Raw genomic sequence first — 20,013 nt, forward strand, 5'->3', positions numbered from 1 at the left:
TCACTCCTATTGTTCTCCAAGCCCTAAACACCCACGCTGGGCAGGCCTACCCGACCGCCTTGACGATTTTCTGGGCGGCGTCGTCGAGATCGTCGGCGGCGGTGATGGCAAGGCCCGACTGGTTGAGGATCGCCTTGCCCTTGTCGACATTGGTGCCTTCGAGGCGCACCACCAGCGGCACTTTCAGCCCGACCTCCTTGACCGCCGCGACGACGCCCTCGGCGATCACGTCACAGCGCATGATGCCGCCGAAGATGTTGACCAATATGCCTTTGACGTTCGGGTCCGAGGTGATGATCTTGAACGCCTCGGTGACCTTTTCCTTGGTCGCGCCGCCGCCGACGTCGAGGAAGTTCGCCGGCTCCTTGCCGTACAGCTTGATGATGTCCATCTTCGCCATGGCGAGACCGGCGCCGTTGACCATGCAGCCGATGTCGCCGTCGAGCGCCACATAGGCCAGATCGTGCTTCGACGCCTCGATCTCCTTGGCGTCCTCTTCCGATTCGTCGCGCAGCGCCTTGATGTCGTCATGGCGATAGAGCGCGTTGCCGTCGAACGACACCTTGGCGTCGAGCACCCTGAGATGCCCGTCCTTCAAGACGATCAGCGGGTTGATCTCGAGAAGGCTCATGTCCTTCTCGGTGTAGGCCTTGTAGAGGATCGGGAACAGCGTCATCCCGTCGGCGCGGGCCGGCCCGTCGAGCTTCAAGGCGTCGCAGAGCCTGGTGGCGTCGGCTGCGGTCACACCGGCGAGCGGGTCGATCGCGACATTGTGGATCTTTTCCGGCGTTGCCTCGGCCACCGCCTCGATGTCCATGCCGCCCTCGGTCGAGACGACGAAGGCGACGCGGCCGACGGTGCGGTCGACGAGCAGCGACAGATAGAGCTCGCGATCGATATCGGCGCCGTCCTCGATATAGAGCCGGTTGACCTGCTTGCCGGCGGGGCCGGTCTGCTTGGTGACCAGCGTGTTGCCGAGCATCTCTTTGACATCGGCGACGACGGCCTCGATCGATTTGGCCAGCCGGACGCCGCCCTTGGCGCCCTCACCGAGTTCGGTGAACTTGCCCTTGCCGCGGCCGCCGGCGTGGATCTGGCTCTTGACCACATAGACCGGCCCCGGCAACTGCCGCGCCGCGGCCTCGGCCTGCGAGGCCTCGGTGATCGCCACGCCCGCCGCAACCGGCGCCCCAAAACCCTTGAGAACTTGCTTGGCCTGATATTCGTGGATGTTCATCTGTCGTCCTCGGCGCGGAGGGGAAAAGGAACGGGCCGCTCAATGGCGGCCCGGCAAAATCACTTCAGCTTCGGCGCGATTTCCGCGCAGGCTTCCATCAGGCCCTTCACTGCGGCGACCGATTTTTCGAACTGCGCCTTTTCGTCACTGGTGAGGTCGATCTCGATCACCCGCTCGATACCGTCGGCGCCGATCACGCAGGGCACGCCCACATACATGTCCTTGAGGCCGTATTCGCCCTTGAGGTTCGCCGCGCAGGGCAGCACCCGCTTCTTGTCCTTGAGGTAGGATTCGGCCATCTGGATCGCCGAGGCCGCCGGCGCGTAATAGGCCGAGCCGGTCTTCAACAGGCCGACGATCTCCGCACCGCCGTCGCGGGTGCGCTGGACGATCTCCCCCAACCGCTCCTTCGAGCACCAGCCCATCTTGACGAGATCGGTCAGCGGAATACCGGCGACGGTCGAGTAACGAGTGAGCGGCACCATCGTGTCGCCGTGACCGCCGAGCACGAAGGCGGTGACGTCCTCGACCGAGACTTTGAATTCCTCGGCGAGGAAGGTGCGGAAGCGGGCGGAGTCGAGCACGCCGGCCATGCCGACGACCTTCGCCTTGGGCAGGCCGGAGAATTTCTGTAGCGCCCAGACCATCGCGTCGAGCGGGTTGGTGATGCAGATGACGAAGGCGTTTGGCGCGTATTTGGCGATGCCGGCGCCGACCTGCTCCATCACCTTCAGATTGATCCCGAGCAGATCGTCGCGGCTCATGCCCGGCTTGCGCGGCACGCCGGCGGTGACGATGCACACATCAGCGCCCTCGATGGCGGCATAGTCGTTAGCGCCGGAAAGGCGGGCGTCGAAGCCTTCGACCGGACCGGACTGGGAGATGTCGAGGGCCTTGCCCTGCGGCGTGCCCTCGGCGATGTCGAACATGACGACGTCGCCGAGGTCCTTCAGGCTCGCCAGATGTGCGAGCGTGCCGCCGATCATGCCGGAACCGATAAGTGCGATCTTCGAACGGGCCAAGGCCACTTTCCTCCTGCTACCGGCCGGCTTCGGCGTCAGACCGGGAGCGGACCGCTGGTTGTGCGCGGACCGGGCAAAAAGAGCCCTCGCTCCGTTCGCCGAATCCGTCGTCGCGGGGAGCCGCAACAGCAAATTCGGCTGAGCGTGAGGCCAAAAAGCCCCTTAACGGTGCCCCCGTTGCGGCGACGCAATAGACCGGGCCGCCGGCGGATGCAACCATGACAATTAGACCCTAGCGAATTCAATCGGTTATAATATCCGGGTATTACGTAAGAGTAAGAATATTGGACGTTCTGGATCCTTAGGGCGCTCGCGTATTAGCTCCTTGTTAGCCCTCTTCGACCGTCGCCGGTCACTGCGAGGATCAAAACCGGTCCGCCGAACGTAATTGCAGTGGATCAACGATTGGCATCGCGCCGTCCGATCCGGGATCGTACCGGCTCCTGACCGGCTCGACCGCCAGACGAGGATGCCGACCCGAATGTACCTGCCTGTGAATCTGATCATCGATCTGGCGAACGATGTCGGCCTGCTGGCCCTCGTCGCCATAAGCTACGGAGCCCTTCGCCGCGCTCGCTGGCCCGGCGGCGCGCAAGCGGTGACCCTGGGGCTTGTCTTCGGGGCCGCGGCGATCGCCACGATGCTGCAGGCGTCCATTCCCCTGCCGGGGATCATGGTCGATGCGAGAGTTATCGTGGTCGCGCTGGCCGCCGCCTTCGGCGGACCGTTGGCCGCGACGATCGCCGCCGCCGCCGCCGGTCTTTACCGCATCGCCCTCGGCGGGGCGGGAACGGGCATGGGTCTCGCCGTTCTCGGCTTCGCGGTCGTCGCCGGTCTGCTCTGGCGGCACACTTGGCGCCGGCGTGGCCATGCCAGCCTCGCGAGCCTGTTCTCCCTCGGCTTGACGATCTCCTGCCAGGCCCTGCTCCTGCCATTACTGCCGATCCAGGCCTCCGCGACCACCATCGGCCTTTCGGTCGCCGCGCTCATGGCCTCCTGCGTCCTCGCCACCCTCCTTCTCGGCACGCTGATGCGCCGTGAGGATAGCTTGATCGCGCGGGAAGAATCCCTGCTGATCGATGCCTTCACCGATCCGTTGACCGGTCTTGCCAACCGACGGGCGTTCGACCAGCGGCTCGAGGAATGGACGACGGTGCAGCCGCTTCGGCCATTTGCGCTGATGATGATCGACGTCGATCACTTCAAGATGATCAACGACCGGTTCGGCCACGATTGCGGCGATCGGGCGCTTGCCGCTGTGGGTGATGTGCTGAAGCGCCTCGAAAGCGAAAAGGATATCGTGGCGCGATACGGCGGCGAGGAATTCGCGGTTCTGCTTTGGAACTGCGATCTGCCGGCCGCGATGCGCCGCGCGGAGCATCTGCGGCGTCTCATCGCCGCGAAGCACTTCGGGGAAATCGACGACGCCGCCCCCCTGACGGTCAGCATCGGTGTCAGCCAGACCGACCGCTGCGGCAGTCCCGGGTCGGTCCGGCGTGACGCAGATGCCGCCCTGTATCGGGCAAAGGCCGCCGGCCGAAATTGCGTCGTCGCGGCCCGAAAGCCGCGGGCTGCCCGGCCGCGCGATGGAGCTGGCACCCGTCCATCGGAACCGGTCGCGGCCTGGGCCGAGATTTCCCAGCGGCCGGCAGGCGAGTTCCGACGCGAATCCCGTCAAATTGCGCTTTATACCAACCTGCCGTGATAGGGACCTATTCGATGGCGCTGAACGGGCTTGTCCGGCCAGGAGCGACGCGCAGTTCGATGCGGCGCATCGGGCAAGCGGTGCGACGCCGTCCGGCGAGCCCGTCCAGCCCACCTATGGCCGGGCGCTCGCCGCGCCTGGCCTCGTCGCGGGCCTCGTCCGATGCGCCGCATCGCACGTCGTCCCGCTCCTCGCCATGCATCGGCGATCGTCCCGGTCGAATGGGTTCCTATCACCGCAGGTTGGTATTAACCGGAGGCGCCGGACGTCCGGGCCAGATAGTCGTCCGAGCGCATTTCGACGAGACGCGAGACGGCGCGGTCGAACTCGAAAGCCTCGGCGCCGGAGCGACCGCGATAGAGCCGCTCCGCCGATGCCTCGGCCGACATTACCAGCCGGCGACCGGAATCATACAGCGCGTCGACGAGGGTGATAAAGCGTTTGGCTTCATTGCGCTCAGCCTGGTCCATCACCGGAACCCGGTCGAGCATCACCGTGTGGAAGCGCCGTGCGATCGCCAGATAATCCTGCGCGCCGAGCGGGCGCTTCAACAGATCGTCGTAGGAAAAACGCGCCGCGCCGTTGCCGGCGCGTGGCACCTTTACCGTGCGCCCCTTCACCGACAGCGACGCGACGCCCTCCTTGGCGCCGTCGAGAAGCGTCAGCCAGATCGCGTCCATCCGGGTCTCGGCGGTCGAATCGAGCGGCGAGAGATAAACGTCGTCACGCCCGATCGTGGCAAGCCGGTAGTCTTCCGCGCCGTCGAGCGCGACGATGTCGGTGTGGGCTTTGAGAATGTCGATGAACGGCAGGAACAGCGGCCGGTTGAGACCATCGCGATAGAGATCGTCGGGCGCGACATTCGACGTCGCGACAAGCACCACGCCTTGCTCGAACAACGCCTTGAACAGCCGCGACAGGATCATCGCGTCGGCAATATCGGTCACCGCGAATTCATCGAAGCACAGCAGTCGGGCATCCTTGGCGATCTGGCCGGCGACCGGGCCGATCGGGTCGTCGCCGCTGGCCGTGCCCGCCTTCACCGCCTTGCGATGGGCGCCGATGCGCTCGTGGACGTCGCCCATGAAGGCGTGGAAATGCACGCGCCGTTTCGCCGACACCGAACTCTGGCGAAAGAACATATCCATGAGCATGGTCTTGCCGCGGCCGACATCGCCGTGGATATAGACGCCGCGGATCGGGTCGGCTTCACGCTTCTTGCCGAACAGCCAGCCGAGGGCACTTTTTTTCGAGGCGACGGTGGCGGCCGAGAGAGTCTGATCGATGTGGTCGAGCTGGTCGGCAAGCGCTCTTTGGCCAGGGTCCGCCTCGATCTCCTTGATGGCGATCAAATGCTCTAGCGCCGAGCGGACAGGTCCTTGCGCCTTCCTGTCGTCGCGCGTGGCGGTGCTCGGCATCGTTCCTCGAAGGGTGGTTGGGAAAGCTGGCGACAGGCCGGGTCCGCCGCATCCCGCGCCAAAATCACGGCAAGGCTCGCGGACGAGCCGCAGAGCCGGGCATTTTCCAAGGCGTGGCCGGACAGCGCGGCGAGCGATGCTGTCCGGCTCCGGTTCCTACCGGTAGAGGCTGATCTGCTGCCCGCTCTTGGTGCGGCCCTCGTAGCGCGATCCGCCGGAGGAGTTGAGATTGGCGACATTGGAGCCGCCGGAATCCTTCAGCACCACCTGGTTGCCGGAGACGTCCCAGGCGCTGACGTCGGCGACCGCGCCGGGGCAGCCGCGCGATGCGGCCCGATAGCCGCCGGTCCACTTGGTCAGCGACAGGATGATCTGGCAGTTGCCGCCCGTCGTCGTCACCTTGTAGGCGCCGAGCACGGAGTTGCGCGAGATCGGCCCGCTGCTGGCGGATGCGACCTTGGTCTCCTGATTTGTCGAATTGTCGGACGAGGCATTCTGGCCGGTCTGGTCCGTCTCGTTTGCCGTGACGTCGGTTTCGCTTTCGAAGGACGAACTCTGCGACGTCGACGGTGCCGGCGGCGGCGGCGGGGGCGGCAGCTTCCTGACCGCGACCTGCTGCCGGGGCGCCGGCGTCAGCGGCGCCGGCCCACTGCTCTCGAAGGACGGCATCGATCGCGAACAGCCTGCCGCCAGGAGCAGCGTGACGAGAACGGCTCCCGTTCTGGTCCAATTGGTCATGAGATTTCCCCGTGCATGTCTTTTCTCTTGCGGTCCCGGGTCGACACCGCCCAAGACCTTCCCTGTCATAAAGCGGACCAGTGCCACGCTTCGCAAGGCGCAATTGTGTCGAAATGCAACAGAAACTCTGTGCTGTGACCCGCAATCCACGAAAACCTGCCTCGGACGGCCGCTTCGGCGATGCAGCGGACGGTTCGATTAGGCCGCGTCGGCCAGCGCGCGGGAAAAATCCCCGGTTTCCGGGTTCATCGCCCACAGTTCGCCGGACCGGATGTCGACCCAGGCACCGTGCAGCGACAGTTTACCCTGCTTTTCCAGATTCTCGACCATGGGAAACGTCCGTAAATTGGCAATCGAATAGCGGATGGCGATGCGCTCCAGCGCCGCCTGCCGCTCGTTTGCGGTCATGTGGTCGTTGGCGCCAACCGCCCGCGTAACCGGATCGAGAAGGCTCATCCACTTGCCGATGAAATCGCCTGGAGACAGTGGCTCTGCGGCCGGCGACAGCGCGGCGTGAATGCCGCCGCAGCCGCCATGGCCGAGCACCACCACATGCTCCACCTTGAGCGCGTGCAGAGCGAATTCTAGCGCGGCCGAGGTTGCGTGAAATTCGCCGTCCGGCTCGTAGGGCGGCACCAGATTGGCAACATTGCGCACCACGAAGATCTCGCCCGGCGCGGTGTCGAAGATCGTCTCGGGCGCCGCGCGGGAATCGCAGCAGGCGATGACCATCGTTTTCGGGCTCTGTCCGACCTCGGCGAGCTGCCGCAGGCGCTGACGCTCCTGCGGCAGCCGCTTGTCGACAAAAGCGCGATAGCCATTGAGAAGGTGGTCGGGAAGAAATTTCGTCATGTTGCGATCAGTAGCGATTCGCTGCGGCGCAATCAATTGCCCTGCGGCAGTCCACATTCGGCCCTACGGCCGCGCCGATCAAGCTCGGCGATTGCCGCCCGGATAGGCCAGGCGGCGGGTCTGGACCATCGCCATCGGATGCCTGAGGCTATCGCTGTCGGTTTCGAGCGTCAGTTCATCAGCACCGCGCTTCGTCGTACGTGCGAGGATCTCGAACACGGTCGCCGTGGTGGTCTGCAGGGCCTTTTCCTCGGAGACGCCGGCAAGCACGCGGGCCAGATACACCGCCGCCGTGGGGTCGCCGAGGCCATGCGGCGGGTTCTCGATGATCCGGTGCTCGGCGAGCATTGCCTGGAAATCGCGCACCAGCAGATTGCCGATCCCGCCGCGCAGCATTGCAAAGGCCGAGGTGACGATGACGGTCGGCGGCCCGAGCGCGCTCGCCGCCTCGATCAGATGGGCGTTGTCGGTCAATTCGAGGCCGCTGAGGAATTCCAGCTCGAATCGATTGGGCGTCGCGATGTCGGCAAGCGGGATCAACCGATCGCGGATCGCCGCGAGCGTCGCTTGCGGTTGATACATCCGGCCGCCATCGCCGATCACCGGATCGCAGATATAGATCGCCTTCGGATTGGCGCGCTTGACGGCCTCGACCAACCGCGCGGTGGGCGCAATCTGATCGTCGGCGCCGAAATAGCCGGTGAGGATGGCGCCGACCTCACCCAGCCAGGGCGAGCCCGCCAGGTCGTCCATCAGGTCCGAGAATTCGGCGTCGGGCGGCACGATGCGGGTCGCCGTCCCGTGGCCCGGATGCCAGGGCAGCGTCACGGTGGGAACCGACCACACCGGGAAGCCGAGGGTTTCCAGCGCGAACACCGCCGCGCGGTTGCCGACGGTACCGCGCGCGACATGGCTTGAGACCGAAATGACAGCCGGCCGGTCGCTCTGCTGAATGGACTTGGCTGTCGGCATGGGGCGGCCGTTCAATCGCTTGCGAGCTGGATGGCGAGAAGGACGGCGAAGACGATGAAGCCGACGATCGCGGCAAGACGTCCGATGCGCGTGCCGATGACCTCGATCCGATCGTTTGGATCGGCGTCGCGCGCCATGAAATGATCGCGCGTCCTGAACAGCATCGCCTCAGTGTGGCCGCCGACCTGCGGCTCGGTCTCCTGCCGCACGCGTTCGAGGATGGCTTTCGCCTCGCGTTGGCGCTCGTCGTCGTGATGATGGCCGGTCATGCGAAATCTCTGTCGCAAAAGCCTGAAGAGAGCAACCTTGGGCGTGTCATTCGACTTCTGGAAAGCGCGAAGATGGTCTACATAAGCGCCGACGGGCCGCGCCGCCCCTGACCGGAGACCCACCATGCCGTCACTTGCCGCCGCCCTACCGCCCCGGTTCCGACCGATCGTAACCGCCTTCGTGTTGGCGATCGTGGCGCCGCTGCTGTCGGCCTGCGGGATCAACGCGATCCCCACCTATGAAGAACAGGCCAAGGCCACCTGGGCACAGGTCGAGAACCAGTATCAGCGCCGCGCCGACCTGATCCCCAACCTCATCGAGACGGTAAAAGGCTTCGCCGCGCAGGAACGCGAGGTGCTGACCGCCGTGGTCGAGGCGCGCGCCAAGGCGACGCAGACGCAGATCAACGCCGATCAGCTGACCGACCCGGCCGCCATCCAGAAATTCCAGGCAGCCCAGGATCAGCTGTCCGGCGCACTGTCGCGCCTGCTGGTCACGGTCGAACGCTATCCGGACCTGAAATCCAACCAGAACTTCCTGGCGCTTCAGAGCCAGCTCGAAGGCACCGAAAACCGCATCTCGGTCGCCCGCCGCGACTATATCGACGCGGTCCGCGTCTACAACACCGAGCTGAAGACCATTCCCGGTCGCTGGATCGCCGCGCTGTTCTATCCGGAGGCGGAGGAAATGCAGGCCTTCACTGCGACCGCCGGCGCCGAGACACCGCCCAAGGTCGATTTCGGCAAGTGAGGAGCACGCCAGCATGGCGATGATGCCGCGGCCCGATATGCTCGCCACCCGGCCTTGGCCAACACTGGGCCGGGGCACGGCGCGGACCCGTGGCGCCGCCGCGTGGCTGCTCCTCGCGCTGGCTCTGTGGCTGGCGGGCATGGCTCCCTCGGCGGCGCAGGACTTCCCGCCGTTGACCGGCCGCGTGGTCGACACTGCCGATCTGCTCGATCCGGGCATGGAGGCGGCGCTGAGGGACAAACTCGCCGCCTTCGAGGCGCAATCGAGCGACCAGGTCGTGGTGGCAACGGTTCCCGATCTTCAGGGTGCCGAGATCGCCGATTACGCCAATCGGCTGGCGCGGGAGTGGGCGATTGGCCAGAAGGACGAGGACAACGGCGTCCTGCTGCTGGTCAGCCGCGATGATCGCAAGGTACGGATCGAGGTCGGTTACGGCCTCGAAGGCACCCTGACCGATGCGCTGTCGACGCTGGTCATCCAGAACGACATCCTGCCGGCCTTTCGAAGCGGCGACTATCCGGCCGGCATCGTAAAGGGGGTCGACGGCATCCTGCAGGTCCTGTCCGGCGACGCCGCCGAGCTGGAAGCGCGCGCCAAGCGCAACGAATCCTGGTCCGGCGGCGAGGTCTCGGACTGGCTGTTCACGCTGTTCTTCGTCGGCGTCTGGGTGTTCGTGATCGGCAGTTTCGTGATGACCAATCTGGCCCGCCGACACGGCCGCAAGATCGGCAAGAACCGCTATCGCTGGCTCGGGATGATCTGGGCGCTCGATGCGGCCGGCGCGTCGCGGCGGTCGGGCGGTGGCGGCTTTTCGGGTGGCGGCGGCGGCTTTGGCGGCGGTGGCTTTTCCGGCGGCGGTGGATCGTTCGGCGGCGGCGGATCGTCGGGGAGTTGGTAACGATGGCGCATCTCAGTTTCACCGAAGCCGACCATGCCCGCATTGCCGCGGCGATCAGCGCCGCGGAAGCGACCACCACCGGGGAAATCTACGCGGTTTTCGCGCGCACCAGCGATGCCTATGTCTTCGTGCCGGCGACGATCGCACTCGCCCTGTCGCTGGTCGCCGCGCTGCTGGCGGCGCTGTTCGCGCCGCTTGCCGGCTTTGCGATCTCGGGCCTTGCGCTGGTGACAAGCCAGCTCGCCGCCACCCTCGCTCTGCTGGTGCTGTTCGCGCTCGTGCCCCGGCTTCGCATGGTGTTCGTGCCGCGCGCCGTTGCCGAGGACCGCGCCCATCGCATGGCGCTGTCGCAATTCTTCGCCCACAACATTCACACGACCGTCGGGCGCACCGGCGTCCTCGTCTTCGTCTCCGAAGCCGAGCGCTATGCCGAGATCGTCGCTGACGCGGAGATCGCCTCCAAGGTACCGCAGGAGGCCTGGGACGCCATCGTCGCCGACCTCATCGCCGCCGCGCGGGACGACCGTCTGGCCGAGGGCTATGTCCAGGCCGTCACCGCCGCCGGCGCGATCCTGACGGCGCATTTTCCCGGCGACCACGCCAATCCGAACGAGATCGACGACCGGCTGGTGGAGATCTGAAGAGAAATGTGGGCGGCCTCACTGATAAACCGAAGGCGACGATTTTGTCTCGGAACGTACGTCTGAATCGGGTGATAAGCACGCGTTCGCCCTGCACGGGGTGAATGGCCGCAATGCGGGACTGGGCGGACATAGATGGGAATCACCACTTAAGGTTGTCACACGACGTCATTGGCAAAGTGACGTAACCAGACCTCCGTTCGAGCTTTGTCGCGCGCTTCATAGTCCCGGATAGCGCGCTGGAGATCGCCGAGATCCTCATTTTCTCTGTCCTCGCCGATCTCGGTCAACCGCATCGTGTACCACGCGGTTATCCCGCCCTCTGGGGCACTGGCGAACCTGGGAAAGGCCGGCTCTGGTTTCTGATCCGCTTTCCAGAGGTCGGGAAGTGACGGCTCAAGGACAAGCGCGCGGGCGAGACCGACGATATCGATCGCACCGCTGGCCACCGCGTCCTCGGCCTGCGCACGTGTCTTGAAACCGCCCGTCAGCATCAACGGCTTGGTCGTCATCGCGCGGGCGCGCTTGGCGAATTTCAAGAAGTAGGGTCCGGGTCCAGCACCGTCGGAAGCGGACTTTGCTCCTGGGAAGTAAGTCCCGCCGCTCATGTCGATCAGATCGACCGAAGACCGGTCCAGCGCTGCCACGACTTCGAGCGCGTCGTCCTCGTCAAGGCCGCCCTCGAGCTGGTCTGAGGAATTGAGTTTCACAGCGATGGGAAAATCCGGCCCGACAGCGGCTCGGGTTGCATCAACGGCTTCCAACAGAAGCCGCATACGGTTGGCGATGGCCCCTCCATATGCGTCGCTCCGCTTGTTGAACAAAGGCGATAGGAACTGACTGAGCAGAAATCCGTGCGCCGCGTGAATCTGCACACCGCCGAAACCAGCCCGCCGCGCCAGACGGGCTGTCCTGGCAAACTCAAAGGGCAGTCGATGAATCTCTTCAATTGACAATTCCCCGCAGCGCAGACCCCGCAGATCGAGGGCGCTCGGACCTTTGGGCGCACTGGTGGGCGCGTAAGCAAGCGCCCCGGCGTGACCGAGCTGCAGCCAGAGCTCAGCGCCGTTTTCGCCGCCCTCTTGAGCAAGTTCCCGGAAACGGTCGAGGTCGGACGTCTCGTTGAGCACCAAATTGCCGGGCTTCTCGGCATAAGCGGCGTTGCCTTGCACCTCGCCAATGATGGATACGGCCAGTCCACCTCCTGCCCAACGCTGATACAGCCTGATCTGTTCGGCTGTCGGATGGCCGGTCCCGTCGCCCAGGGAATCCGACATCGCCGATTTCGCAATCCGGTTCTTCAGGGTTACTCCACAGGGCAATTCGAGCGGCTCGAACAGAAATCCACGTTGTTCCATATGAACTTTCACTAACAAATTTTTCGGCTTCAATCGACAATCTACATCCGTGAAAACTCACGGCACCGCTACAGGACCTCAAGTTTGGGCTCGAAGCGGCCATTCACTGAAATATTGACGAACGGGGCTTCGAGTCTCGCTTGATTCCGAAACAAAAACTGGCAGTTTCAGGTCTACCTGACCGACGGCATGTCGACACCCACGCCACTGCCCCCTCACCGCGCCATGCCATGATACGCGGCGTTCGGCTTCATATCCGTCGCCGAAGCAACCCGGTTCGACATGGCGAAGAACGCCGCCACCGAGGCGATGTCGAAGATCGCCCGATTGGAATAGCCGGCCTCGCGCAGCGCCTGCCGATCCGCCTCGACGATACTGTCCGGCCGCTCGGTGAGCTTGACGACGAACTCCAGCATCGCCATCCGCCTGGCGTCGAGCCCCGCCGCCCGCCAGTTCTGCGCGATCGTCTCGCCGAAGTTCGCGTCACCCGAAAGCTGCCGGACGGCGGCGCCGTGCGCGGTCAGGCAATAGTGGCAGTGGTTGATCGCGGAAACGACGACCGCGATGATCTCGCGGTCGAGCTTGTCGATCTCGCTCTCCCCCAGCATCAGCTCGTTGTAGAAGGTCGAGAACGCCTCGAGCTTTTTCTCGTCGAAGGCGTAGGCGATCAGCACATTGGGAACGAGGCCGAGCTTCTCCTCGCATTTGGCGAAGTAGGTTTTCGTGCGCTCCGACAAAGGCTCGGCGACGCCGAGATCGAGCGCGGTAACCGCGCGGTCATCATGCTTGGTCATGCTTCCTCCGAAAAACGCCCAGCGGGCGGCCTGCACGGCGAAACGTCGCAGATCGCCCGCGTTCCCCTATGATAGGGTTCCGCAGACAACAGGCGACGCCGAAAGGGATGGCGATTATGGACCATCACGATACGAGCAAATCCGCGATCCTCAGCGCCGTCGAGGCGGTGATCGGCGGCGGTCGGCCGGAAGCGGTTCTTGCGCCGCTCCTGTTCGCACGCCCGCCCGCCGAGGATCTCGCCGCCTTCACGCCGGACGCCCTCGCCGGCGCCGCACGGGCCGGCATTGCCGCGCTCGACGCCCATCGCCGGGGCCGGTTCGTCGTCGCGATCGAACGACCGAAAGCATTTCTGCACGGCGAGGAGCCGCAGGACCTGGTCACCGTGGTCAGCGACGACATGGCGTTCCTGTTCGATTCCGTGACCGCCGAGATTGCCGAGACCGCGCCGGCGATCCACTACATTTCCCATCCGATTCTGGACGTCGTGCGGGGCGCTGACGGAGAGATCAACAGCTTTTCCGCGTCGCATGCGAGCGACGAAACCCAGGCGGAGCCGGACCGCACCAGCCTCATCCAGTTCGCCATCGATCCCATCGGCGACGATGCCGCGCCGGCGTTGCGCGCACGCCTGGAGGCAATCCTGACCCAGGTCGCGCAGGCCAACGCCGATTTCGGCGCCATGCGTGATCGCGTCAGCGACGCAGTCGCCGCGCTGCGCCAGCGGGCCGGCGGCCTCGCTTCGGACGGCACCCGGATCATCGTGGAGGAATCGGCCAATCTGCTTGAGTGGCTGCGCGACGACAATTTCATCTTTCTCGGCTGCCGCGAATACGACTATCTCGGCGATGCCGAGGGCGAGGCGCTGGAGCGCCGCGAAGACGCCGGGCTCGGCATTTTGGCCGATCCTCGCCTCCGCATTCTCGGGCGGGACGGCCGGTCGATGACGACCACACCGGAGATTCGCGCTTTCCTGAAAGCCCCGAACCCGCTGATCGTCACCAAGGCCAATGCCCGCTCGATCGTTCACCGTCGGACCTACATGGATTATGTCGGCGTCAAGCAATATGACGCCGCCGGCAACTTCACCGGCGAATTGCGCATCGTCGGCCTGTTCACGTCGAGCGCCTATACCCAGTCGATTCTCACCATCCCCTATCTCCGCCTGAAGGCGGAGACGGTCATCAGCCGGTCGGGGCTTCGTCCGGGATCCCATTCCGCCAAGGCCCTTCTCAACGCGCTGGAGTCCTATTCGCGCGATGAGGTCTTCCAGATGGACGTCGACCTTCTGGAGCGCTTCGCGACTACCATCGTCGAGCTCGGCGAGCGCCCGCGCGTGCGCGTTTTGTCGCGTATCGACCGGTTCCACCGTTTCGTCTCCGTGCTCGTCTTCGTTCCGCGCGACCGTTACGACACGCGGCTGCGCGAGCGCATCGGCCTCCTGCTCGCCGAGGCGTATGACGGTCATGTCTCGGCCTATTATCCGGCCTTTCCCCAAGGCCCCTTGGCCCGGGTTCACTTCATCATCGGCCGTGGGGAAGGCACCACGCCGGACGTCGACGTCACGGGTATCGAACAGCGGATCGTCGAACTGGCGAAGAATTGGGAGGACGCCTTCGTCGGCGCGCTCACCCAGGCGGGCCGCTCGCACGAACTGGGCAAACTGGTGCCAGGTCTGCCGGAAAGCTATCGGGACGTCATCGCTCCGGAGGAAGCCGTTACAGACGCGCAGGCCATCGACGGCCTGACGCCGGAGAGGGGGCTCGAGGTCGACTTTTACCGTCGCCGCGGCGACCGCGGCGATCTGCTGCGTCTGAAAATCTATCACCTTGGCGCCGCCGTCACCCTGTCGACCCGAGTACCCATCCTCGAGAACATGGGATTTTCCGTCGTTTCCGAACGCACGTTTCCCGTCACCCGGCCCGATGGCGAGCGCGTGCATCTCCACGATATGGATCTTACCCGCAGAAATGGCGGCGACATCGTGTTCGACGATGACGGTGCCGCCCTGCAGGCAACCTTCGCCGCTGTCACGGCGGGCGGAATCGAGGATGACGGCTTCAACGCGCTCGTTCTCGAAGCCGGGTTCGATTTCCGCAAGGCCAACGTGCTGCGCGCCTATTCGCGCTACTTGCGGCAAGCCGGACTGTCCTATTCGCCGGACTTTCTGGCGACCGCGTTGCTGCGCCATCCCGCCATCGCGGCACGGCTCTGGGAGCTGTTCGAAACCGCTTTCGGCCCGCGGCAATCCGCACTGCGCGGCGGCGGCGCCGCCACCGGCCGCGACGCGATCGAGGAGCCCGATGCCCGTCAGGTCCGCCTGGCCGCCGAGCGGGGGGCGGAGGCGGTTCACGCCGCCATCATCGAGGCGCTGGACGCGGTCGATTCCATCGACGACGACCGCATCATCCGGCGCTTCATGGGCGCCATCCTCGCCACCTTGCGGACCAATTTCTTCGCCATCGACGGCACGTCGACCGAGCCCGATTCCGAGCCCGGGCGGGTGGCTCCGGCACTCGCCTTCAAGCTCGAATCCGCCGCGGTCGAGGGGCTGCCCGCCCCGGTTCCGTTCCGCGAGATCTTCGTCTTCGACGCACGCGTCGAAGGCGTGCATCTGCGCTTCGGGCGCGTCGCCCGCGGCGGTCTGAGATGGTCGGACCGAGCCCAGGACTATCGCACTGAAGTGCTCGGTCTGGTCAAGGCGCAGCAGGTCAAGAACGCCGTCATCGTCCCGGTTGGCGCGAAGGGCGGTTTCTATCCCAAGCGCCTCCCGGACGCCTCTAACCGCGATGCCTGGTTCGCCGCCGGCCGGTCGGCCTATGTCGTCTTCATCGCCTCGCTTTTGTCGGTCACCGACAACATCGTCGGGGACGCGGTCGTGCCGCCATCCGACGTTACGCGCTATGACGGCGACGATCCCTATTTCGTCGTCGCCGCCGACAAGGGCACCGCGACCTTCTCCGACACCGCCAACGCCATCGCCCAGTCGAACGATTTCTGGCTGGACGACGCCTTCGCCTCCGGCGGCTCGGCCGGATACGATCACAAGGCGATGGGGATCACCGCGCGCGGCGCGTGGGAGGCCGTGAAGCGTCATTTCCGCGAAATGGATCGTGATATCCAGGTCGAGTCGTTCACCGTCGTCGGTTGCGGCGACATGTCCGGCGACGTGTTCGGCAACGGAATGCTGCTGTCGCGTCAGACCCGGTTGATCGCCGCCTTCGACCATCGCGACATCTTCATCGATCCCGATCCCGACCCATCGGTCTCCTTCGCCGAGCGCCAGCGCCTGTTCGAAAAACCGCGCTCATCCTGGGCCGACTACGACACGGACAAGCTGTCTGCAGGCGGCGGCGTCTTTTCCAGGCGCGAGAAGCGGATCACGATTTCGGAGCAGGCTGCGGGCGCGATCGGTTGGGACAAACTCTCTGGAACACCCGCCGAAGTGATCACAGCCATCCTCAAGGCGCCCGCCGATCTGTTGTGGTTCGGCGGCATCGGCACCTATGTGCGCGCCACGGCGGAATCCAACGCCGATGTCGGCGACCGCGCCAATGACGCCGTCCGCGTCACCGGCCTGGAGGTTCGGGCCAAGGTAGTGGGCGAAGGCGCCAATCTCGGCGTCACCCAGAAGGGCCGGATCGAATTCGCGCGCGGCGGCGGCCGGATCAACTCCGACGCGATCGACAACTCGGCCGGCGTCAACACCTCCGACGTCGAGGTCAATATCAAGATCGCCTTGAAGAACGCGATGGAGGCCGGCCGCCTGACGCGAAGCGACCGTGATGCGCTATTGGCCGGCATGACCGACGAGGTCGCCGAACTGGTGCTCGCCAACAATTACGAGCAGACCCTGGCGCTGTCGTTGGAAGAGCGGGAGGGAGCCGGCGCGTTGGCGCTCCAGGCCCGGTTCATGACGGTTCTCGAAGCGGAAGGGGCCCTCGATCGCTCCGTCGAGACCCTGCCGGGAGAAACGGCGATCGGCGATCTCAGGGGCAGCGGTCGCGGCCTCACGCGACCGGAAATCGGCGTCCTCATCGCCTATGCCAAGATCACCCTGTTCGACCAGCTGGTGGCCGGCACGCTGACCGACGATCCTTATTTCGAGGATCGGCTGCTGGACTATTTTCCTGTCCCGATGCGCCACGACTTCGCCCGGGATATTCGCGGCCACCGGCTGTCCCGCGAGATCGTGGCGACCGTTCTGGCCAACGAGATTGTCAATCGCACCGGCCCGACCTTCGTCACCGTCATGCGCGAGGCGCGCGGTGCGTCTCCCTCGCAGATCGTGCGCGCTTTCGTGGCGGCGAAGGACGGCCTCGACATCAATGCGACCTATGAGCGGGTGGACGCACTGGACGGTCAGCTGTCCGGCGAAACCCAGAATGCGCTTTACGCCGAGATCGGGCGGTTTCTCCACCGCACGACCCGCTGGTACGCCCAGAACGAGCTCTTCGAGGCCGGCCTCACCGGCGCGGTGGTGAGCAGCCGGGACGCGCTTGATCAGCTGAAGCCGAAATTGCTGCATCTGGCGACGGACGCCGCGCGCGCCGAGGCCACAGCCCGCGCCGATAGCTGGATCGAAAAGGGAGTGCCCACCGATCTCGCCAGCGAGATCGCGCTTCTGCCCCTGCTGTCGCTGGTACCGGACATCGCCTCTGTCTCACGTGAAACATCCGCGTCACTGGAGGCGACGATCGAAACCTATTTCGGCATCACCCGCCTGTTCGGAATCGGCCGGCTCGAGGCGGCCTTGCTGACCCTGCAGACCCCCGACTACTACGAGACCCTGGCTCTGGATCGCGCCGCCAGCGAAATCACCGGAGCCCGGCGATCGCTGACTGCGGCGGCCCTGCGGCAGCAGGGCGGCGCTGGCGGGGACGCCGCCGGTGTCTGGGCCGAAAGTCGGCGCGGCGCCGTCGATCGCATCGCCGGCCAGATCGCTGCGCTGGCGGGGACCGGCGAGACCTCCGTCGCGCGGCTCACCGTCGCGGCGGGGCTGTTGTCGGATCTTGCGGGATAGCGGGCGGCCACCTGACAGAGGCGGCGCCCGGACCCAGGCTCCATCCCCGGCTATTTTTTCTTGCCGTCGCTCTTTTCCTGCGGCGCGAACTTGCCCGGCACGGTGGCCGGGGCCACGGCCTTCGCCTTGTCCGCCTTCGGCTTGCGGGTTTCCTTGTTGCTGCGCATTTGACCCTTGGCCATGTTCGATTCCCTCAAGGCATCCTGATTGATGCGAACCGCAGACTAGCACGCACCTGCCGACCATGGGCAGCAATCGCGCCGATCAAGATGGATTGCGCTGGCGCCATGGCTCGGTGCATGGCTGTTTGGAATGCCGACCGACGAGGCCCCGGATGATTCCAGCAAGCGACTCCCCACCCTATCGCATGCCCCTTCGCCACCGGCCCGTCTGGGGCTGGATGGCCTTCGATTTCGCCGCCCAGCCCTTCTTCACCGTCATCATCACCTTCGTCTTCGGCCCCTATTTCGTCTCGCAACTCGCCCCCGACCCCGCTACCGGTCAAGCCTGGTGGAGCGGCGCTGTAGCGGTCACCGGCATCGTCGTCGCGCTGCTGTCGCCGTTTCTCGGGTCGATCGCCGACCGCGCCGGTCCACGCAAACCATGGATCGCAAGCTTCGCCGTCGTGCAGATCGGCGCCCTCACCCTCTTGTGGTTCGCCGCCCCCGGCTCGCCGCTCGTCCTCGTCGCCCTCCTGATCGTTCTGGCGCAGATTGCCGCCGAGTTCTCGATCGTCTTCAACGACGCGATGATTCCCCGGCTGGTCCACCGCGATTCGATCGGCCGCGTCTCCAACATCGCCTGGGGCCTCGGCTATGCCGGCGGCATCACCTTCCTGTTCTTCACCCTTGCCTTCCTCGCCGGCTCGCCCGCGACCGGCCGCACGATCCTCGGTCTCCAGCCGCTGTTCGGCCTTGACCCGGCCGCCGGGGAAGGCGCCCGCGCGACGGGTCCCCTGGCGGCGCTGTGGTATCTCGTTTTCGTTCTGCCGATGTTTCTTTTCACCCCCGACCGTCCGAAGGCCGAGCCGATCACCGTCGCCGCGCGGGACGGTCTCAAGGATCTGCTGGCGACCTGGCGCGAAATACGCACGCGGCCGGCGCTGTTCCGCTTCCTGATCGCCCGGATGATCTATCAGGACGGCGTCAGCGCCCTGCTCGTCCTCGGCGGGGCCTTCGCGGCCGGCATGTTCGGCTGGTCGATCACCGAAAGCGGCCTGTTCGGCATCATCCTCAACGTCACCGCGATCCTCGGCTGCCTCGGCGCCAGCGTTCTCGACGCCAGGCTCGGCTCGAAGGCGGTGATCACCGCCTCGATCCTCTGCCTGATCGTGGCGACCATCGGAATTGTCTCGACCGCCCCCGCTTTCACCGCCTTCGGACTGGTCGTCTTCGCGCCGTCCGATGCGACCGGCCTGTTCGCGACCGCGGCGGAGAAGAGCTACATCGGCTGGGGGCTGTTGATCGGTCTCGCCTTCGGACCGGTGCAGGCCTCGTCGCGGTCCTGGCTCGCCCAATCGGTGACGGCGGACGAGGCCGGGCGCTATTTCGGCTTCTACGCGTTCACCGGGCGGGCGACATCGTTCCTGGCGACGGGCGCGGTGGCGACCTTAACCGCCATCGCGGCGGCGCTCACCGATCCGGTGACCGCCTCGCGCATCGGCATGTCGGCGATTATCCTCTTTCTGATTGTCGGCCTGGCGCTGCTGGGACGGACACAGGGGCCGAGACGCAGCGAGACAAGACGGTTGCCATTAGCCTGATTTAGATCTATTTTTGGGACTATATTTCATATTAATTCCACGATGGGTTGATCCAGCCATGCAGAAGCTCTCCGCTGACTTGGCCGTCAGTGTGTCCGACCTGAAGCGCAGTCCCAGCGCGGTCCTCGATCAGGCCGGGGGAATTCCGGTCGCCATTCTCAACCATAACAGGGTCATGGCCTACATGGTGCCGGCCGCGTTCTACGAGCGTCTTGTCGAGCAGCTGGACGATATGGCGCTCGCCGAAATCCCGCGGAATCGGGCTGACGAAGTCCCGGTGTCTGTCGATCTGAATGACCTATAGGCTGGAGTTTCTTCCTTCGGCACTGAAGGAATGGAAGAAGCTCGGCTTCACTGTAAAAGAGCAATTCAAGGCCAAGCTGGCCGAACGACTGGAAGCGCTGAAGGTGGCGGCATCGGCTTTGGCCGGGATGCCTGCTCACTTCAAGATCAAGCTCCGCTCTTCCGGCTATCGAATGGTCTATCGGGTCGACGACGGTCGCATCGTGGTCATTGTGGTGGCAGTGGGCAAACGCGACAAGGCCGGCGTCTATCGCAAGGCGAAGGCGCGGTAA

The 20,013-nt window shown here is 65.1% G+C and carries 19 protein-coding genes; 8 read left to right on the forward strand and 11 right to left on the reverse strand.

All coding sequences use genetic code 11. The features are described 5' to 3' along the window. Window positions 1-46 precede the first annotated feature (46 nt). Together sucC and mdh are read right to left on the reverse strand one after the other, a co-directional pair. Window positions 47-1,237, reverse strand: coding sequence for an ADP-forming succinate--CoA ligase subunit beta (sucC, locus tag VQ045_RS06750; RefSeq protein ID WP_331829554.1), 1,191 nt, complete (start codon window positions 1,235-1,237; stop codon window positions 47-49). 59 nt (window positions 1,238-1,296) lie between these two features. Next, window positions 1,297-2,259: a malate dehydrogenase gene (gene mdh / locus VQ045_RS06755; RefSeq protein ID WP_331829555.1), complete on the reverse strand. Its 963-nt coding sequence runs from the start codon at window positions 2,257-2,259 to the stop codon at window positions 1,297-1,299. A gap of 481 nt (window positions 2,260-2,740) precedes the next feature. Here mdh and VQ045_RS06760 point away from each other — a divergent pair, with 481 nt between their 5' ends. Next, entirely contained in the window at window positions 2,741-3,964 is a 1,224-nt protein-coding gene (locus VQ045_RS06760; protein ID WP_331829556.1) for a GGDEF domain-containing protein, read from the forward strand. Window positions 3,965-3,971: 7 nt separating this feature from the next. On the opposite strand, the gene VQ045_RS06765 is transcribed toward VQ045_RS06760, so the two are convergent. The 6 genes from VQ045_RS06765 to VQ045_RS06790 all read right to left on the reverse strand — a co-directional run bounded on the left by VQ045_RS06765 (window position 3,972) and on the right by VQ045_RS06790 (window position 8,213). Then, a complete protein-coding gene (locus tag VQ045_RS06765) occupies window positions 3,972-4,166 on the reverse strand; it encodes a hypothetical protein (protein ID WP_331829557.1) in 195 nt (64 codons plus the stop codon). 46 nt (window positions 4,167-4,212) lie between these two features. Further along, complete coding sequence (zapE, locus tag VQ045_RS06770; protein ID WP_331829558.1) at window positions 4,213-5,382, reverse strand: cell division protein ZapE; 1,170 nt, start codon at window positions 5,380-5,382, stop codon at window positions 4,213-4,215. 156 nt (window positions 5,383-5,538) lie between these two features. Then, window positions 5,539-6,120: a protease inhibitor Inh/omp19 family protein gene (locus VQ045_RS06775; protein WP_331829559.1), complete on the reverse strand. Its 582-nt coding sequence runs from the start codon at window positions 6,118-6,120 to the stop codon at window positions 5,539-5,541. Window positions 6,121-6,318: 198 nt separating this feature from the next. After that, complete coding sequence (locus tag VQ045_RS06780) at window positions 6,319-6,972, reverse strand: carbonic anhydrase (protein ID WP_331829560.1); 654 nt, start codon at window positions 6,970-6,972, stop codon at window positions 6,319-6,321. A gap of 78 nt (window positions 6,973-7,050) precedes the next feature. After that, entirely contained in the window at window positions 7,051-7,944 is an 894-nt protein-coding gene (pdxY, locus tag VQ045_RS06785) for a pyridoxal kinase PdxY (RefSeq protein ID WP_331829561.1), read from the reverse strand. An 11-nt stretch (window positions 7,945-7,955) separates the two neighbouring features. Continuing rightward, window positions 7,956-8,213, reverse strand: a complete 258-nt coding sequence (locus VQ045_RS06790; protein ID WP_327626231.1) for a hypothetical protein — start codon at window positions 8,211-8,213, stop codon at window positions 7,956-7,958. 124 nt (window positions 8,214-8,337) lie between these two features. Between VQ045_RS06790 and VQ045_RS06795 the strand changes: the two genes are divergently transcribed. The 3 genes from VQ045_RS06795 to VQ045_RS06805 are packed head-to-tail and all read left to right on the forward strand — an operon-like array spanning window position 8,338 to window position 10,503. Next, on the forward strand, window positions 8,338-8,964 hold the full coding sequence (locus tag VQ045_RS06795; protein WP_331829562.1) for a LemA family protein: 627 nt from the start codon (window positions 8,338-8,340) through the stop codon (window positions 8,962-8,964). Window positions 8,965-8,986: 22 nt separating this feature from the next. Next, window positions 8,987-9,862 (forward strand): TPM domain-containing protein, encoded by an 876-nt coding sequence (locus tag VQ045_RS06800; RefSeq protein ID WP_442879830.1) that lies wholly within the window; start codon window positions 8,987-8,989, stop codon window positions 9,860-9,862. Between the two features lie 2 nt (window positions 9,863-9,864). After that, complete coding sequence (locus tag VQ045_RS06805; RefSeq protein ID WP_331829563.1) at window positions 9,865-10,503, forward strand: TPM domain-containing protein; 639 nt, start codon at window positions 9,865-9,867, stop codon at window positions 10,501-10,503. A gap of 158 nt (window positions 10,504-10,661) precedes the next feature. Here the strand turns inward: VQ045_RS06805 and VQ045_RS06810 are convergent, their stop codons facing one another. Together VQ045_RS06810 and VQ045_RS06815 are read right to left on the reverse strand one after the other, a co-directional pair. Further along, complete coding sequence (locus tag VQ045_RS06810; RefSeq protein ID WP_331829564.1) at window positions 10,662-11,861, reverse strand: oxidoreductase; 1,200 nt, start codon at window positions 11,859-11,861, stop codon at window positions 10,662-10,664. A 215-nt stretch (window positions 11,862-12,076) separates the two neighbouring features. After that, complete coding sequence (locus tag VQ045_RS06815; RefSeq protein ID WP_327625504.1) at window positions 12,077-12,655, reverse strand: peroxidase-related enzyme; 579 nt, start codon at window positions 12,653-12,655, stop codon at window positions 12,077-12,079. Between the two features lie 116 nt (window positions 12,656-12,771). Here VQ045_RS06815 and VQ045_RS06820 point away from each other — a divergent pair, with 116 nt between their 5' ends. Beyond that, window positions 12,772-17,676, forward strand: coding sequence for an NAD-glutamate dehydrogenase (locus tag VQ045_RS06820; RefSeq protein ID WP_327625503.1), 4,905 nt, complete (start codon window positions 12,772-12,774; stop codon window positions 17,674-17,676). Window positions 17,677-17,726: 50 nt separating this feature from the next. Here the strand turns inward: VQ045_RS06820 and VQ045_RS06825 are convergent, their stop codons facing one another. Next, on the reverse strand, window positions 17,727-17,858 hold the full coding sequence (locus VQ045_RS06825; protein ID WP_327625502.1) for a hypothetical protein: 132 nt from the start codon (window positions 17,856-17,858) through the stop codon (window positions 17,727-17,729). Between the two features lie 152 nt (window positions 17,859-18,010). Here VQ045_RS06825 and VQ045_RS06830 point away from each other — a divergent pair, with 152 nt between their 5' ends. Genes VQ045_RS06830 through VQ045_RS06840 form a run of 3 tightly spaced genes read left to right on the forward strand, consistent with a single transcriptional unit; the run spans window position 18,011 to window position 20,013 of the window. Then, the gene (locus VQ045_RS06830; RefSeq protein ID WP_331829565.1) at window positions 18,011-19,438 is read left to right on the forward strand and encodes an MFS transporter; all 1,428 of its coding nucleotides are present in this window, start codon (window positions 18,011-18,013) and stop codon (window positions 19,436-19,438) included. 58 nt (window positions 19,439-19,496) lie between these two features. Next, window positions 19,497-19,742, forward strand: a complete 246-nt coding sequence (locus VQ045_RS06835) for a type II toxin-antitoxin system Phd/YefM family antitoxin (RefSeq protein ID WP_331829566.1) — start codon at window positions 19,497-19,499, stop codon at window positions 19,740-19,742. Further along, a complete protein-coding gene (locus VQ045_RS06840) occupies window positions 19,732-20,013 on the forward strand; it encodes a type II toxin-antitoxin system RelE family toxin (RefSeq protein WP_331829567.1) in 282 nt (93 codons plus the stop codon). The genes VQ045_RS06835 and VQ045_RS06840 overlap by 11 nt, the downstream gene beginning before the upstream one ends.

Source organism: Aurantimonas sp. E1-2-R+4 (assembly GCF_036549515.1).
Classification (GTDB): domain Bacteria; phylum Pseudomonadota; class Alphaproteobacteria; order Rhizobiales; family Rhizobiaceae; genus Aurantimonas; species Aurantimonas coralicida_A.